This is a genomic window from Azohydromonas australica DSM 1124, from assembly GCF_000430725.1.
In the GTDB taxonomy this organism is placed as follows: domain Bacteria; phylum Pseudomonadota; class Gammaproteobacteria; order Burkholderiales; family Burkholderiaceae_C; genus Azohydromonas; species Azohydromonas australica.
In genome coordinates this window covers 1-14,579 of record NZ_KE387216.1, presented here as the reverse complement: position 1 = coordinate 14,579, position 14,579 = coordinate 1, and the positions used below count along the sequence as shown (strand labels likewise).

The following is a 14,579-nucleotide window of genomic DNA, read 5'->3' as shown; positions in this document are numbered from 1 at the left end:
TTTTACCAATGAGGCAATACTTGCGCGTGTCTTAGTAATGAAGTGCCGGTCGGTCTGGCCACAGGACCATCCAAGACCTGAGTCTGCCGACAGCGATATGTTCCTTTGCAGGCTAACGACATAGCGGAGGCTTCAAAATACGTTTAGCGTGGCTGCAGGCTACCTGCGCTGCTGGGCCTCGCGCAAGTAGTTCCAGCGCCGTGGTGCCTGTGACGTGGGAGCGAGCGCTGCAGTCATTGCACCTGGTCTTATTGTGTTACTGACCAACGCGTGGATGGCTAAACCAAGCCGGCATGTGCATTGCAGGCCCGGACGCTGCGGGGCTTTTGCCGAACTCGTTGGCAGGCACCGCGCAGTTTTTGCGGGTCTCAGCGAGGCTGCCGCAGCAGACATACGGACTCGACATGCTTCACGTGCCGCCAGACTCCCTCTTGTGCCACGCGTCAATCAAGGTGAGGCCTCTCATCCAGATCGTCGCGCCATACTCTCGAGGATAAGCTCGCGGCGTATCCAAGGAAGCGTTTGGGATGCAGTCTCTCGCCCGCCTCTTCATGCAGGACTGCTTGACCGCTCGGCAGTATTAGCAGGCCGTTGAAGTACCAGCTGCTGGTCCGACCGTGACCACCTTGGATATCGCCATGTGCAATTTTGAGCGGTTTAGGAGGTTCAGGAGGGCCTATGACGGGCAATCCGGTCTGCCAAGGCGCTGTCGAAGCCCCGGCAGGCAGCCCGGCAGGCCTTTTCTGGACGTGCTGCCCGGCTCATGGACGTACCTCTGCCAGGCCACGCAGCCGCGTGAGGTTGTACGCCGCCATGGTCAGCGTGAAGGTCTGGTCCACCCTGGCTAGCAGGCTGTTGAAGTACCTCGCCCAGGCGGTCACAGCTTGAGCGACCATTGGGGCTGGACGAACGAAAAGAACGACGATGCGGGGAGCCGATAGCTACAACGAGAGCCTGTTCACGATGGTGAAGTTGGAGGACTTCGTGCCGGCGCCGCACCCGCTGCGCCCCATCCGCGCCTGGGTCAACGAGGCGCTGGCCAAGATGGACGAGCGCTTCTCGGCGATGTACGAGGCCGACATCAAGGGCGGGCGCCCGAGCATCGCGCCTGAGAAGCTCATGCGTGCGATGCTGCTGCAAGTGCTCTACAGCATCCGCAGCGAGCGTCAGCTCATGGAGCAGGTGACCTACAACTTGCTCTTTCGCTGGTTCGTTGGCCTGTCGATCGACGACCCGGTCTGGAACCACTCGGTGTTCAGCAAGAACCGCGACCGCCTCATCGAGCACGAGGCCGTGACGGCACTGTTCGACGCGACGGTGGGGATGGCTCAGGCCCGGGGACTGTTGTCGGGCGAGCACTTCAGCGTGGACGGCACGCTCATCCAGGCCTGGGCCGGGCACAAAAGCATCCGGCGCAAGGACGGCAGCGATGATGACCGGCCGCCCGAGAACTGGCACGGCGAGAAACGCAGCAACGACACGCACGCATCGAAGACGGACCCCGAATCGCGCCTGTACCGAAAGAGCAATGCAGCGCCGGCGCTGCTGAACTACCTGGGTCACGTCCTCACCGACAACAGGCATGGCCTGGTGGTCAACGTGCACACCACCCAGGCTGAAGGTAAGGCCAAACGCACCGCCGCGGCCGAGATGCTGAGCGATGTGTGCAGCGACACGCAGCGCATCACCGTGGGTGCCGACAAGGCCTACGACACGCGTGGCTTCGTCAAGGAATGCCGCGCTCTCAACGTCACCCCGCACGTGGCCCAGAACCTCAAGCGCAGTGGCGGCAGCGCCATCGACGCGCGCACCACGCGGCACGCTGGCTACGAGATCAGCCAGCTCAAGAGGAAATGCATCGAGCAGTGCTTCGGCTGGGGAAAGTCCATTGGCCCGATACGCCAGGTGATGGTGCGCGGTCTGGCCAAGGTGGACCAGGTCTTCACGCTGACCATGGCGGCGTACAACCTCACGCGGCTGCGTGGCTTGGCAGAAGTCCGTCCATGAGTCCGGCCGCCCGGCTACAAAAGGCCTGCTGGGCTGCCTGCCAAGGCTTCGACAGCGCCTCAGCAGAGCGGATTGCCCGTCATGGGCCTTCCTGAGCCGCCTGAAATTGCACATGGCGACATCGAAGGAGGTCATGGGCGGCCCAACACTGGGTACTTCAGGCGCTGTTCGCGTTATGTGTTGATGAGCTGGTGGCCGAGGCCTGAGATGATGAAGTGGTCGGACTTGATGCCGTCCTTGAACCACTCCCACATGCGCATCCATGCCAGGTAGTTCGGCAGGTACTTGGTCGCCACCCCGCGAAGCCGCCCGTTGATCCAGGCCTTGAGCCGCGCGTGGTAGTTGTTGACCGTCTGCACGTGGTAGACACCGTCCTGCACTCGGCCGTCGTAGGTCACCGCGATGGACTTGGCAGCGACGCCGAGTCCAGCAGCAGCGCTGCGCAAGGTTGCGCTGCCATCGGTGCACAGCAGCGTGTCGGGGCCGACGACGGTCTTGAGGGCGTTGCTCACCTGGGCCGCACTCATCTCGGCGAGCAAGCGGTCGGTCACGACATGGCTGCCCCGCACCTGCCCAACTACTGATCGGCGCATAGATTGCTCAACTCCCTCAGGCTCTCCAAGGAGGCCAACATGGAACAGTTGCTTTCGAGCCGGGCCGTCGACTGGCGTGAGGGCCGGCGGCTGCGTGCCTGGGAACTGCATGAGGCGGGTTGGACACAAGCGCAGATTGCCAAGGCGCTGGGCGTCACACCGGGTGCGGTTTCGCAGTGGATGCGCCGCGGGCGTGACGGGGGCGGGATTGCCGCGTTGAACAAGCGCACCGCCCCCGGGGCAGCGTGCAAGCTTTCAGCCGAGCAGCGGGCTCAGATCCTGACCTGGCTCGACGAAGGAGCTCCGGCGCACGGATTCAGCGGTGAGTTGTGGACGCGCAAACGCATTGCGGTACTCATCGAGCGCAAGCTCGGCGTGCATTACCACCCAGGGCATGTGAGCAAGCTGCTGCAGGTGTGGAAGTGGAGCCCTCAAAAGCCTGCCCTGCGGGCAACGCAGCGTGATGAAGAGGCCATCGAGCAATGGTGCCAGGAGCGCTGGCCAGCCATTAAAAAATCAGGCGCAGCAGGAGGGCCGCAAGGTGGTGTTCGTCGATGAGAGCGGCTTTTACTTGCTGCCGGCCGTCGTGCGGACATACGCGCCGGTGGCCCACACGCCGGTGCTGCGCCACCGGCTGACGCGTGACCATTTGTCCGTCATCGGCGGCGTGGGTCAGGATGAGCGGCTGTACTTCCAAGTCCATGAGCACGCCATCACGGAGGTGGAAGTCATTGGCTTTTGCCGCCACCTGCTGCGTCATGTCCCAGGTAAGTTGCTCGTACTCTGGGACGGTGCGCCGATCCACCGCAGTCGCGCCATCAAGCAGTTCCTGCATGAGGAGGCTGGCGAGAGGCTGCATCTCGAACGCTTTCCTGGATACGCCCCCGAGCTTGATCCTCAGGAGGGAATCTGGCGGCACCTGAAGCATGTCGAGTTGCGCAACGTCTGCTGCGCCAGCCTCGCCGAGACCCGCAAAAAACTGCGCGGCGCCTGCCAGCGACTTCGGCACAAGCCTCGCGTCATCCGGGCCCGCATTGCACATGCTGGCTTGGTTTAGCCATCAACGCGCCGATCAGTAGCACTGGCACGCACGAGGCTTGGCTGTTGCCCCGCGCGTGTGCTTTACGCGGCAGATGCCGGCTGCCCTTGAGCGATTCGTGGATGTACATCTCGTCCACCTCAAGCAAGCCTGCTGCATGCAGCGGCTGGTGAGGCACAACGGCGGTGAGAAAGCGATGCCGCAGCCGAAATGCGGTACTCACGGCCACGTCCATAGCGGCAGCAGCCTCGCGAACCGTCAGGCCCTGGGCCAGACACTCACCCTGCTGGTAAAAGCGCGCCTTGTGACGCAGATGCGCCAAAGGCGTCCCGCTGGCGGCGTTGAAGGTCCTGAGGCAGGCCCGGCACCGATAGCGCTGCAGCCCTTGGCTGTGACCGTTCTTGACCAGCACCGCGCTGTTGCAGTGGATGCATCGACGCACATCCCGCGTGGCTTCCAGAAGCCGCAGTGCCTTGGTCCGTGCGCGGCGCTGCTCCACCGCGGCAACGAGCTCATCGAGCGTGAGCGTCCAGCCGTTCCATCTTGAGCAGGGCTTGCGCCCGTGATCATCAAGATGCGGTGGCGTTTCCGACGAAGGCGACGCACTCCACGAGGTTGATGCCGGCCGTCGCAGTCGCGCCGTCAAGCAATTCCTGCATGAGGAGGCTGGCGAGAGGCTGCATCTCGAACGCTTTCCTGGATACGCCCCCGAGCGTGATCCCCAGGAGGGAATCTGGCGGCACCTGAAGCATGTCGAGTTGCGCAACGTCTGCTGCGCCAACCTCGCCGAGACCCGCAAAAAACTGCGCGGCGCCTGCCAGCGACTTCGGCAGAAGCCTCGCGTCATCCGGGCCTGCATTGCACATGCTGGCTTGGTTTAGCTATCAACGCGCCGATCAGTAAAATGGCGGCCGCTCTCGGCATGGCTACGAAAACAAGTGATGGGGTTGGTGAAGAAGGACGACGGCTGGCGCCTCCCAGGCGAGTTGTGGGAGCAGATGGAACCGCTACTGCCACCGAGGCCCATGTCGACAGCAGCGGTGGTGCACTGCAGTGAGCACATGCTGCTGGTGCGCGTGGATAACGACTCGGTGGTGGACGTGCTATGTGGCCGGCTGCACGGCTGGGTGGTGTCGCAGCAGGCGCGTAGGCTCCAGGTGCCGGATACGCGGTTGAGGCTGGGATCGGAAGAGCAGTAGCGGTTGCTGGCGCTGGGCGCCACCGAGGAAAGCCTGTGTACCGCGTCACCGCTGCACATGCGGTGGTGGATCGGGCAACGTTTCAGTTGCAAGCCGTGCGGACGAACCCCAGCCCCAAACCGTGCGGTGCAGGCCTGTTAGTGGGCGTGCTCGACCCGCTGGTTTTGCGCCGGCCCAGCTTGGACAAGAGAAGAACCTGTTTTTCGCATCCGCGACATACCCCACAAACGAGTGTCACGCTTCATCGCAAGTCGAGACATCTTCGATGCCGTAAGCATGACTTTGGCATGTGTGGCGCGGTCAATGTCATTGCGATGTGCCGGTTCGGCAATCTCGCCAGAACTCGATGCGTTCGCGACCTTGCCCCGGGGAATGACTGATCTCTCTAGAAAATTTGGACCTGTGGCGTCTCACTGATGTGATAGACAGATACTGGTTCGACGCTTCAAGACCCGGTTTTGGTGGGGGAGGGCGCTTCATATAACTGGATGCATTAGTTACAAATTCTGCAACTGAATGCCTTTTATCTACTCGCCATCCTGCCGCCAGAGACAGCACGGCAATGGGGTCGCGCTGCCTCCGCATGAGACCTCTCAAGGAGAGTGAAGAGATGAGGAAAACGATTCTGGCTGCGGCCCTGGGTCTGGCCTTTGGTACCTCTGCTTTCGCTGACGCACCCTCGAACACCACGGGAACGACCCGAGGGGAATCGACGGTGACACAGAGTGCAAGCTCGACACGCAGCAACAGCGGCACGGGGACCGCTTCGGGCGTCGGCGCCGCATTGGCGCTCAACGGCGCCACGGCTACGTCGAACCTGAACAATGCCTTCAACTCCAGCAGCGCGGTGGCCACGACCACGCTCACCGGCACCGTCAGCGGTCTGACGATTTCCAACATCGGCAACTACGCCACCAACAACGGCTCGTCCACGGGCGGCGCGGGCGGCGCCGGTGGCACGGGCACGGGCGGCGCAGCCCTGGGTGGTGCGGGCACGGGCGCGGCGGGCACGGGCGCGGCGGGCGGCGCAGGCGGTGCCGGAGGCGCGGGCGGCGCGGGTGGCGCATCCGTGGGTGGCGCGGCGGCTACCGGCGCAGGCACCTCCACGGGCGGCACCAGCACTGCCACCGCGGGCGCGGGCGGCGCGGGCGGCGCGGGCGGCACGGCTACCGGCGCCAACGGCGGAGGAGCCTCGACCTCGGGCGGCAGCGCCACCAATACCACCACCGCCACGGGCGGCGCAGCTGGGCTGACCACCACCTCCACGGGCGGCGCTTCCTCGGCCACGCAGACCAGCACCGCCGGCGCGGCCTCGGCTACCGCAGCGGGCACCGGTGCCACCGGCACTGCCAGCAACACGTCCACGGGCGGGGCCGCCACTTCCACGGGCACCGGCGGTGCCAGTACCGCCGCCTCCACGCAGACCAGCACGGGCGGCGGCGCCACTGCCTCGGGCACCGGCGGCACGAGCACATCCACGGCCGGCAACACGACGACCGCTGGTGGCGACGGCGGCCGCTCCAGGAGCTACGGTGGCACCAACAGCGCTACCAGCACCAGCTCCGCCGGCATGGGCTCAGGCAGGAGCACCGGCGGCGCTGCCACGGGCACCGGCAGTGCTGACAGCAGCGGCGGCAGCGGCAGCGCCACCAGCACCGCAGGCGCGGCCACGGGCTCGGCCACCGGCACCGGCGGCGCCGGCTCCGGCACGGCCACGGCCAGCTCCGGCAGCAGCAGCGGCTCGGCCAGCAGCACCGGCGGCGCGGCCAGCAACGGCGCAGCCACGTCCACCGCGGGTGCCGCTACCGGCACCGGCTCGGCCAGCACCGGCGGCAACACCGCCACAGCGGGCGCCGGCGGCACCGCCACCAGCACCGCGGGCAGCGGCGCGGCCGGCGGCTCGGCCACCAGCGGCGACGCCGGCGCGGGCTCCGTCACCAGCACGGCTTCCAGCGGCGCCAGCAGCGGCGGCAGCGGCGGCGCAGGCGGCGCGGGCGCGGCCGGTGGCGCGGGCGGCGACGGCAGCGGCGGCGCGGGCAGCGGCGGCATGGCCACGGCCGGCGCAGGCAACGGCGCGGCCGGCGGCGCGGGTGCCAGCAGCGCCGGCCACTCCGTGACGACCGGGGCCTTCAACATGTCCAACACGATGAGCGGCACGGCCCAGAGCGCCGCCGGCATCATGGTGCTGAGCCAGAACTCGGGCGTTGGCGCGCTGGTGCAGCAGGCGGTGACGGTCCAGGCCAACATGCGGCTGGGTCGCTAAGGTCCTGAGCTTGGGTGCCGCCGGGGGCTTGCGCCTCCGGCGGCCTTCCCTCCATCCGGCAATAGGAGGTTTCATGCTCAACGGCTTCAGCACCCGGGCCATGACCGCGCTGGCCCTGCTGGCGACACTTTCATGGACGGGCCCGGCGCGAGCCCTGGACAGTGTCGCAGGCCCGGCGCAGCCGCTCATGCCCTCGGCCGCCGCGCCGGCGCCTCAGCGCGCGGGATTGCTGCTCTTGGCCAAGCCCGTCACGGCGGACGTGCTGGCAGCCCACCGCGGCGGCGCACAGACGCTCAACGAGGTCAAGCTCGACGGCGTTGTTGCTGACAACCATGCCGTGAACCTTGCCACGGGCAGCAACACGATCAGTGACGGCGCCTTCGCCAACGCGGCCGGACTGCCGCTGGTAGTCCAGAACAGCGGCAACAACGTGCTCATCCAGAACGCCACCATCGTCAACCTGCAGCTCAAATGAAGCTTCTGCCCTGCCCAGGCCAGCGCCGGCTGGCCCGCGTGCTGGCCGCGCTGTCCCTGGCCGGGGCCGCTTCGGTCCAGGCCGGCACGGTCGAAGTGCCGGTCCAGGTCGGCGGGCCGTTCAACGTGCCCGTGCGCAGCCTCCAGGAGGCCAAGTTCAGCGCCACGGTGCGGCAGCAGTACGACTTCAGCTGCGGCTCGGCGGCCCTGTCCACGCTGCTGACCTACCACTACGGGCTGCCGGTGACGGAGCAGGCGGTGTTCGAACAGATGTTTCTCCACGGCGACCAGGCCAAGATCCGGCAGCAGGGCTTCTCGCTGCTGGACATGAAGCGCTACCTCGAACAGCAGGGCTTCACGGCCGACGGCTTCGAGGCGCCGCTGGACGCGCTGCGCCAGGAGGGCATTCCCGCCATCGCCCTGGTCAACGAGAACGGCTACAACCACTTCGTTGTCGTCAAGGGGCTGCACAGCGGCCGCGTGCTCGTCGGCGACCCCTCGGGCGGCACCCGCGCCATGACGCAGTCAGAGTTCGAGAAGGCCTGGTTCAACCGCATCCTGTTCGTCGTCACCAACCGCCGCGAAGCCGCCCGCTTCAACCTGGCGTCGGATTGGCGCGTCGCACCCACCGCATCGCTGCATGACGGCATACAGCGCGACGGACTGGCCGGTGTCGTGCTGCCGCGCCGTGGCCCCTCGGATTTCTGACGCCCCATCCACCCCGCCATGAACGCTAGCTTCAGCCGATTCGTCCTGCTGTCCACCATGCTGTGCGCGGGACCGGCCGTCGTGGATCGCCTGGCGCGTGCCGAGGAAAGACCCGCGGCTGCGGCCGGCGCGCTCCCGCAGATGGCGGCCGACGCCATCCTGCGCGCCCTGGGACTGGCCGACACGGCGGCCGCGTCGCCGGCGCCGATGCCGGCCCGGTCCGTGCTGGCTGAAATGCTGTCCGCCACCACGGCGCAACCTTCGACGGCCGCACCCACGCAGCCCGCAAGCGGCAACGATCCCTCCAGTATCAAGACGGCAAGCGCCACGCTGCAAGTGCTTCAGCTCCAGGGACTCATGCCCACACACGCGCAGGCGGGTGCCGCCGCGGTCCCCTCGTCCACCCCGCTTGCCGCCGCTGCGCTCGCGCCGGCTGCGCTGCCCGCCCCGATGCCGCAGTCCGGTGCAGACACGCCGGCGGTCAACCTCGCCGCCGCCGAGGTGCTGCTCGAGACTGCAACTCCTGCTGTGGCGGTGATCCCGGCCCCGACGCCGCTGCAGCTGGCGCAGCGCACTCTCGTGGCGCTGGACGAGACGGCGCTGGACACCCTGCGTGGCGGGTTCGTTGGCGACGGCGGGCTCAGGATCTCTTTCGGCATCGAGCGGGCCGTCTACGTCAACGGCAGCTTGGTCACTACGACCAGCCTGAACCTGTCGGAGCTCGGAACGCTGTCCGCCGGCAAGGCTGCCGCCATGAAGTTGCCCGAGGTGGGCAACCGCATTGCCTTGATCCAGAACGGCGCAGGCAACGCCGTGCTGACCAGCCTGGGACCGAGGGCCATCGGCACCGTGATCCAGAACACGCTCGACGGCCAGAAGATCCAGACGCTGACCACCATCAACGCCACGGCCAACAGCCTGGGCGTGCTCAAGTCCATTGAGGCGCAGCGCAACCTGCGCAGCGCCATCACCGACTCGCTGCGGCGCTGAACCGGCGCCGGCCGGCTTCCAGTGAAAACGCCGCGGCCTCTGCGGGCCGCGGCGTAGCTTTTCGGTGGGCGGGCTTTCAGAACGTGTAGGGCATGCGCACCGTGAGCGTGACGTCCGGCGTGTCGCGCGTGACACCCATGCCCAGTGAGACGTTGAGGCTGCGCTCGGCGCTCAGCCGGTAGGAGTAGCCCAGCACCAGCGTACCCAACTGCACGCGCACTGAGCGGCTGCCGTCGCCGTTGAGCTTCGTGCGGCCCACCGAGCTGTGGTCGTAGCCCAAGCTGAAGGAGGACTTCTCGTTGAGTGCCAAGCCCATGCCGAAGTTGAAGCCGAGCACGCTGCCCGGGGACACCTTGAAGGGCGTCTGCGGCGAGGCCGGATCGTTGTACGTCAGGCCGCTCCTGGCGAAGTTGTGCATGTAACTCACCGTGCCGAAGAACACGGCCGGGTCGGAAGGGTAAAGCACGGTCAGCGCCGGCTGTAGGCCCTGGAAGCCGGAGCCCGTGGGCAACTCCTGCTGGAAGCCGCCGAAGCGGTCGTTAGCCAGGTTCGAGGGCACCTCGAAGGGATCGCGGCCGGTGCGCGACTTGTAGCGCAGGCTTCCGATGTAGTAGGGCCGGTTCAGCCCGCCGTCGTTAAGCTGGTAGCGCGCGCTGAGCTCGATGTCGCCGATCCCGCGGCCGCTGATGGCCTTGAAGGCCTCTTGCTCGTTGGGATTGCCGCCGGAGACGTCCGTGTTGAGGCTGCTGTCGGTGCGGTACGAATACGGGATACGCGCCTCCAGCTCCAGCCGGTTGGTCAGCCCGTAGCGCCCGGTGAGGGCCGCCGTGAAGGTGTTGCGCTTGACCTCCCGCACGTCAATCACGCCGATGGTGATGGCCGGGATAATGGTGTAGCCCACCAGCGCCACCCGGTTGTTCGAGGAGTAGGCGTACTGCAGCGACGGCTCCAGCACGAACTTGCCGCGCTGCGTGAGCACGCCGGGCTGCTCGAAGATCTGCGCCACCTGCGCCCGGCGCCCCTCATCGCTCGGCGCTTGGCCGACCGGCTGGGTCTGCGGTGCGGTGGCGGCCTGCGCGGTCTGGAGCTCGGGCTGCTGGCCCTGTCCCTGGCCGCCGCGCTGGGCTTCGAGCACCTGCAGGCCCAGGGCTTGGCGCACCTCGTTGAGCCGGCGCTGTTCCTGCGCCATGGCCTGCTGCAAGGCTTCCAGTCGTTGCGACTGCTGTGTAATCTCGCGCTGCAGGACTTCCAGCCTGGACAAAGCTTCGTCCGGCGACTCCGCCGCCCAGGCCGTGCTGGCCAGTAGGCAGGCAATTGATAAGGCGGTGCGTGGAGCACCGGCTCGACACAACGTAATCATCGGCCCTCCCGTGTGAGTCTTTGTATCGGGGACACGTTGCGGATTGGAGCGGGGCCGGTTGCAAACCGCAACCATGCAGGGTCCCCTGACCGCGGGTGACGAGCAGCAAAGAAAGCTATGGACAAGTCGGGCAAGCAAAGTGTATTTGCGGCACTGCAACGCAGCGCATGCTCCATGCACGAGCAGGGAGAGCGGTTGCCGCAGGACCTTCCCGTGGAGGTCATGGGTGACCCGTTGCGGCTCGAGCAGATCTTCATCAACCTCAAGGAGAAACACCGTGAAGTTCACCTCGGTCGGGCAGGTCACGTTGCGATCCCAGTTGATGGAGCTCACACAGCAGTCTGCAGGACTTCAGTTCGAAGTGATCGATACCGGCATAGGCATCAAGCCAGAAGCCCAGGCACGTATCTTCGAGGCCTTCTTTCAGGCAGACAGCTCTACGACGCGGCGTTTTTGAGGTACGGGGCTGGGCCTGTCGGTTGTGAGGCGGTTGGTTGCGATGATGGACGGACAGCTAGAGCTGAAAAGCCAACCCGGCAAGGGCAGCACGTTCACCGTCCCGCTGACTTTGAACCGCCCAAATCCTTGACGTCGAGGGTGGAGGCTTGATTTGTCTCAAGTTCCACAGCGGCAAGGCCGATATAGGCAGCAGCAACAACGACCACACGACACGTTGGAGCTGCTGCATCGCTCGATGCCGCTGCTTCACCCATCTCGGCCAGGGTCAACGCCGCTTCTGCCGTTATCACGCCGCAGCCCGATGCCGTGTGGTAATGCACGGCTGTGTGTCCCAGACCGCCCACCAGGACGCCATGGACAAGCCGCTGCTGAGTTACTACGAAGCCCTTGAAAAGGCGAGTGCCGACATGCTGGCAGTAGCACGACGTGGCGACTGGGACGCAGTCGAGCGTCTTGAAAACGTAAGCAGCAGGCTGATCACTCAGCTTCAGCAGGCCTCAAAAGTCACAGCATTGGCGGCAGAGCATCACCAAGCCAAGTCCGCCATCATGCGCCGGATTCTGGCCAACGATGCGGAGGTGCGCCGCTTGGCCGAGCCTTGGATCGAGAACCTTGACGCCTTGACGGGTGGCCGTTCACGTTCATCGCAGTGACGGTTGTCCAGCCTGGGCTGCCAGGCAAGCCAATCCTGCTACTTCTGGCCATGTGAACATCGCAATATCGCTGCCGCTCACGCTACGATTTCGACAACCGCGCATATGTATGGCGAGGAGGAGCACCGTGCAGCGTGCTCAAACGCAATCTCGGTAGACCAGTTAGAACATCAATGCCTGAAAACCGCCTCCTTTCTGGCCTGCTCCTATAGGCCACCGGAAGAGCGATCTTGCCCACTTGCCCTGCACCGCGTGGACTTGCTGTCAGCAGGCCCAGGCAAACGCCGTGCAGGTGGTGCCAAGCAGGTCGTCGAACGTGTTGTCGAACTGCGAGCCACCCTGCACCTGCACCGCGCCATCGACATAGCCCCAGGACACGACGCTGGTCAGGCGATTGCCCCCGCTGTCCTGCGTGGAGCCCGTCAGGCCCGCATAGTCCTGGCGGAAGTTCAATACGACCGGACCACCGCTGGAACCGCCGGTCATGTCGGAACCCCAGATGCCGATATTGCCGCCACCGTCGTTGACCATGCTTTCGACACGGTGCATCTGAGTGCCGCCATCAAGGTTGGCTGGGTAACCCAGCACCGTCATGAGGCGCCCGATCATGGCCGGGTACTGGTAGCCCAGGGTGCCTGTGTAATCGCCAATGCGCCGGCCCGAGGCGTCGGCGTTGAAGACAATCAGAGCCCAATCCCCGGCGTTGGGGACACTGCCGCCGCCGGTGGCCCAGGCCGCGGTGGTGCGCACCTGCGCCACGCTGGTCCAGGTACCGAATGGCCTCGTTTCGACGCCGTCGTCGGTGATCCTGAACCCGGGCACGAAGGTGAAGCTGTTGTACCAGCCGTCGCCAGAGCCGCTGTGCACGCAGTGCCCGGCGGTGAGCACCACGCCGGGCTTGATCATCGAGCCCGTGCAGATGTAGGAGTTGCCCGCGCCGTCACGGAAGAAGAGCTTGCCCACGGCGCTGCTGGGATAGGTACCGTCTTGCTGGCGCGGGTAAGTGCGGGTGGAGTTGAAGTGGATTGCGCCCGTGCCTACGGCCTGGGGTACCGCTACCTCGTGGGCAGGCCGCGCCGCCAGCGCTGCAGCGGCAATGTGGCGCCTCGTTCTCAACTCCGCCGCGCTGGCTACTGGATGCTTGCCCGGACTGTTTGCCACCACGCCACGGCTCTGTGCCAACACGGCAGCGGCGTTGTAGTCCAGGGCCGACGGCGGCAGGAAGCGGACCCGGGGCATGGGCGACTTGGCGCTCAGCAGTTCGATGTCGCTGAACTGTTCCGCGGCCTGTACCGTCGTCCTTGGCGTGTAGGCCACTGACTGGGCCTGCGCCGTGTGGGCGCCGAGGGCGGTGATGGCGGCGGCCAGGGCCGTAACTGACGTGGAATTCATGCTGGTTGCCTTCCTGAGTGTTCCGAGGACGGGGACGTCTGCTCGCCTGGGATCCCGACCCGGCTGCGTGCCCGATGCGGCTGAAAGGTACGTTTCGATAGCCGCCGTCGCGTCGCTTCTGTGGAGGGCCCGGGAAAGGGATGCACCAGTTCCCGCTGGAGAGGGTAGGCGCAACATCCAGCAGTTCAGCAAGCCCCTGGCCTTTACAGCGTCACTGCCTGGCGGGGGAAAGCGCTACTCGCTGCTCGGCACGCTGGTGTGAGGACGGCTGGTGAAACGGCATTTTCGCGGCAGCGCGCATGCTGCCGCCCGTGACGCTGTAGCCGCTACTGCTGTTCGGCCAAAGCTTGCTGGCGGGACAGTTCCGCGTAAGCGCTCCAGGTCTGTTCCTTCATCAAAGCCAGATTGCGCTCCTCGTCCGCTGTGTCGTAGCCCAGGTGCCTCAACTCTTCGATCCACGTGGCCTGAACGGCTGCCCGACCCTCGCTTTCACTGGCCAGACGCCGCGCCCTTTCCAGCGCCGTCTCGTACTGCTGCATTGCCTCCCCCTTCAACATCTGCCGGCTCTGCAAAAGCCAGTCTTGGTGCCGCGACAGCATGCCGCAGTGGCTTCCTTGGGAACGGCCCCGACCACATTCTTGAGGGGCACCTTTATCGATGGTTACATACGACCGACAGCGTGTCCTGGCCGCCGGGAAGGCCCACCAGACGCGCTCTTATGGCAGGGTGCTTCAAGCATTGCGGTTGCAGCAACTTGCCCTTGCGCTCGCGGGTGTCGACAATTCCGTGGAGTAAAGGTGCTGAGGCAACGGTATAGACAGCGGCCCTCGACGTATGCGGCATTGGCGGGCAACTGAGCTCAAAGGTAAACCGGTTGCCGGGGCTGCTGAATTCCCACACGACTGGGTCCTTGGCGCCCAGCGCTTCGGTCTACCGTATTGTTCTCGGCCCTGATGGGCACCGCCCCCAGCATCGTACGCTGGGGGCATGGATGGCCGATTAGCGCACCGACGGACGCGAGTTGGCGCCGGTGTCCTCCGGCACGTAAGCTGAGTGCAGGTGTGCGGGCTGCGCGGCGCGCTTGCGCATGCGGATGTTGAGCATCTCCACCACCAGCGAGAAGGCCATCGCGAAGTAGATGTAGCCCTTGGGCACGTGATGGCCGAAGCCCTCGGCCAGCAGCACCACGCCCACGGCCACCAGGAAGGACAGCGCCAGCATCTTGATGGTCGGGTGGTCGGAGACGAAGCGGCCGATGGGGCCGGCGAACACCATCATCATCCCCACCGAGGCGATGACGGCGGCGATCATCACCGCCACCTCGTCCACCATGCCCACGGCGGTGATGATCGAGTCCAGCGAGAACACCAGGTCGATCACCATGATCTGCAGGATCACCGCGCCGAAGCTCGCAGCCACGGACTTGGACTCGTGGCCCTCCT

The 14,579-nt window shown here is 65.8% G+C and carries 18 protein-coding genes and 3 pseudogenes; 10 read left to right on the top strand and 11 right to left on the bottom strand.

The features are described 5' to 3' along the window. Window positions 1–924 precede the first annotated feature (924 nt). The gene (locus tag H537_RS0137005; RefSeq protein ID WP_029001886.1) at window positions 925–2,007 is read left to right on the top strand and encodes an IS5 family transposase; all 1,083 of its coding nucleotides are present in this window, start codon (window positions 925–927) and stop codon (window positions 2,005–2,007) included. Window positions 2,008–2,180: 173 nt separating this feature from the next. Here the strand turns inward: H537_RS0137005 and H537_RS47845 are convergent. Then, window positions 2,181–2,621: pseudogene (locus H537_RS47845) on the bottom strand (IS1595 family transposase); the annotation flags it as partial. Window positions 2,622–2,639: 18 nt separating this feature from the next. Here H537_RS47845 and H537_RS55250 point away from each other — a divergent pair. Further along, window positions 2,640–3,158 (top strand): winged helix-turn-helix domain-containing protein, encoded by a 519-nt coding sequence (locus H537_RS55250; RefSeq protein WP_043461839.1) that lies wholly within the window; start codon window positions 2,640–2,642, stop codon window positions 3,156–3,158. After that, window positions 3,142–3,657 (top strand): transposase, encoded by a 516-nt coding sequence (locus H537_RS55245; protein ID WP_211235144.1) that lies wholly within the window; start codon window positions 3,142–3,144, stop codon window positions 3,655–3,657. Before H537_RS55250 ends, H537_RS55245 begins: the two co-directional genes overlap by 17 nt. A 16-nt stretch (window positions 3,658–3,673) precedes the next feature. Here H537_RS55245 and H537_RS47835 read toward each other — a convergent pair. Then, a pseudogene (locus tag H537_RS47835) lies at window positions 3,674–4,159 on the bottom strand (transposase); the annotation flags it as partial. 49 nt (window positions 4,160–4,208) lie between these two features. Next, a complete protein-coding gene (locus tag H537_RS47830; protein ID WP_043461837.1) occupies window positions 4,209–4,505 on the bottom strand; it encodes a hypothetical protein in 297 nt (98 codons plus the stop codon). Between the two features lie 159 nt (window positions 4,506–4,664). On the opposite strand from H537_RS47830, the gene H537_RS0136980 reads away from it, so the two are divergent. After that, window positions 4,665–4,838, top strand: coding sequence for a hypothetical protein (locus tag H537_RS0136980; RefSeq protein ID WP_169517169.1), 174 nt, complete (start codon window positions 4,665–4,667; stop codon window positions 4,836–4,838). A 306-nt stretch (window positions 4,839–5,144) separates the two neighbouring features. On the opposite strand, the gene H537_RS56670 is transcribed toward H537_RS0136980, so the two are convergent. From H537_RS56670 to H537_RS56660, 3 genes are read right to left on the bottom strand one after another with little or no spacing between them, the layout of a single operon-like run. Continuing rightward, window positions 5,145–5,738 carry a hypothetical protein gene (locus H537_RS56670; protein WP_156902185.1) on the bottom strand — a complete coding sequence of 198 codons (594 nt, stop codon included), beginning with the start codon at window positions 5,736–5,738 and terminating at the stop codon, window positions 5,145–5,147. Window positions 5,739–5,744: 6 nt separating this feature from the next. Beyond that, window positions 5,745–6,329, bottom strand: coding sequence for a hypothetical protein (locus tag H537_RS56665; protein WP_156902184.1), 585 nt, complete (start codon window positions 6,327–6,329; stop codon window positions 5,745–5,747). Between the two features lie 36 nt (window positions 6,330–6,365). After that, window positions 6,366–6,974, bottom strand: coding sequence for a hypothetical protein (locus H537_RS56660; protein WP_156902183.1), 609 nt, complete (start codon window positions 6,972–6,974; stop codon window positions 6,366–6,368). Here H537_RS56660 and H537_RS56655 point away from each other — a divergent pair. The 4 genes from H537_RS56655 to H537_RS50095 all read left to right on the top strand — a co-directional run bounded on the left by H537_RS56655 (window position 6,973) and on the right by H537_RS50095 (window position 9,273). After that, window positions 6,973–7,101, top strand: a complete 129-nt coding sequence (locus H537_RS56655; RefSeq protein WP_156902182.1) for a hypothetical protein — start codon at window positions 6,973–6,975, stop codon at window positions 7,099–7,101. The genes H537_RS56660 and H537_RS56655 overlap by 2 nt on opposite strands. A 73-nt stretch (window positions 7,102–7,174) precedes the next feature. Further along, entirely contained in the window at window positions 7,175–7,576 is a 402-nt protein-coding gene (locus H537_RS0136960) for a hypothetical protein (RefSeq protein ID WP_029001882.1), read from the top strand. Then, window positions 7,573–8,283 (top strand): C39 family peptidase, encoded by a 711-nt coding sequence (locus tag H537_RS0136955; RefSeq protein ID WP_051244517.1) that lies wholly within the window; start codon window positions 7,573–7,575, stop codon window positions 8,281–8,283. The genes H537_RS0136960 and H537_RS0136955 overlap by 4 nt, the downstream gene beginning before the upstream one ends. 18 nt (window positions 8,284–8,301) lie before the next feature. Further along, window positions 8,302–9,273: a hypothetical protein gene (locus tag H537_RS50095; RefSeq protein ID WP_051244515.1), complete on the top strand. Its 972-nt coding sequence runs from the start codon at window positions 8,302–8,304 to the stop codon at window positions 9,271–9,273. Window positions 9,274–9,349: 76 nt separating this feature from the next. On the opposite strand, the gene H537_RS0136945 is transcribed toward H537_RS50095, so the two are convergent. After that, window positions 9,350–10,534: an acetate kinase gene (locus tag H537_RS0136945; protein ID WP_238446946.1), complete on the bottom strand. Its 1,185-nt coding sequence runs from the start codon at window positions 10,532–10,534 to the stop codon at window positions 9,350–9,352. Between the two features lie 172 nt (window positions 10,535–10,706). On the opposite strand from H537_RS0136945, the pseudogene H537_RS56650 reads away from it, so the two are divergent. Beyond that, window positions 10,707–11,222: pseudogene (locus tag H537_RS56650) on the top strand (ATP-binding protein). On the opposite strand, the gene H537_RS53970 reads toward H537_RS56650, so the two are convergent. Then, window positions 11,185–11,412: a hypothetical protein gene (locus H537_RS53970; protein ID WP_156902180.1), complete on the bottom strand. Its 228-nt coding sequence runs from the start codon at window positions 11,410–11,412 to the stop codon at window positions 11,185–11,187. The pseudogene H537_RS56650 and the gene H537_RS53970 sit on opposite strands and share 38 nt — an antisense overlap. Before the next feature lie 33 nt (window positions 11,413–11,445). On the opposite strand from H537_RS53970, the gene H537_RS0136935 reads away from it, so the two are divergent. Next, a complete protein-coding gene (locus tag H537_RS0136935) occupies window positions 11,446–11,745 on the top strand; it encodes a flagellar protein FliT (RefSeq protein WP_029001878.1) in 300 nt (99 codons plus the stop codon). 264 nt (window positions 11,746–12,009) lie between these two features. Here the strand turns inward: H537_RS0136935 and H537_RS50090 are convergent, their stop codons facing one another. The 3 genes from H537_RS50090 to H537_RS47810 all read right to left on the bottom strand — a co-directional run. Next, window positions 12,010–13,137 (bottom strand): trypsin-like serine peptidase, encoded by a 1,128-nt coding sequence (locus H537_RS50090; RefSeq protein ID WP_051244512.1) that lies wholly within the window; start codon window positions 13,135–13,137, stop codon window positions 12,010–12,012. 326 nt (window positions 13,138–13,463) lie between these two features. After that, window positions 13,464–13,736, bottom strand: coding sequence for a hypothetical protein (locus H537_RS0136925; protein ID WP_029001877.1), 273 nt, complete (start codon window positions 13,734–13,736; stop codon window positions 13,464–13,466). Between the two features lie 400 nt (window positions 13,737–14,136). After that, a partial coding sequence (locus H537_RS47810; protein ID WP_043459196.1) for a TerC family protein occupies window positions 14,137–14,579 on the bottom strand: 443 nt, incomplete at its 5' end.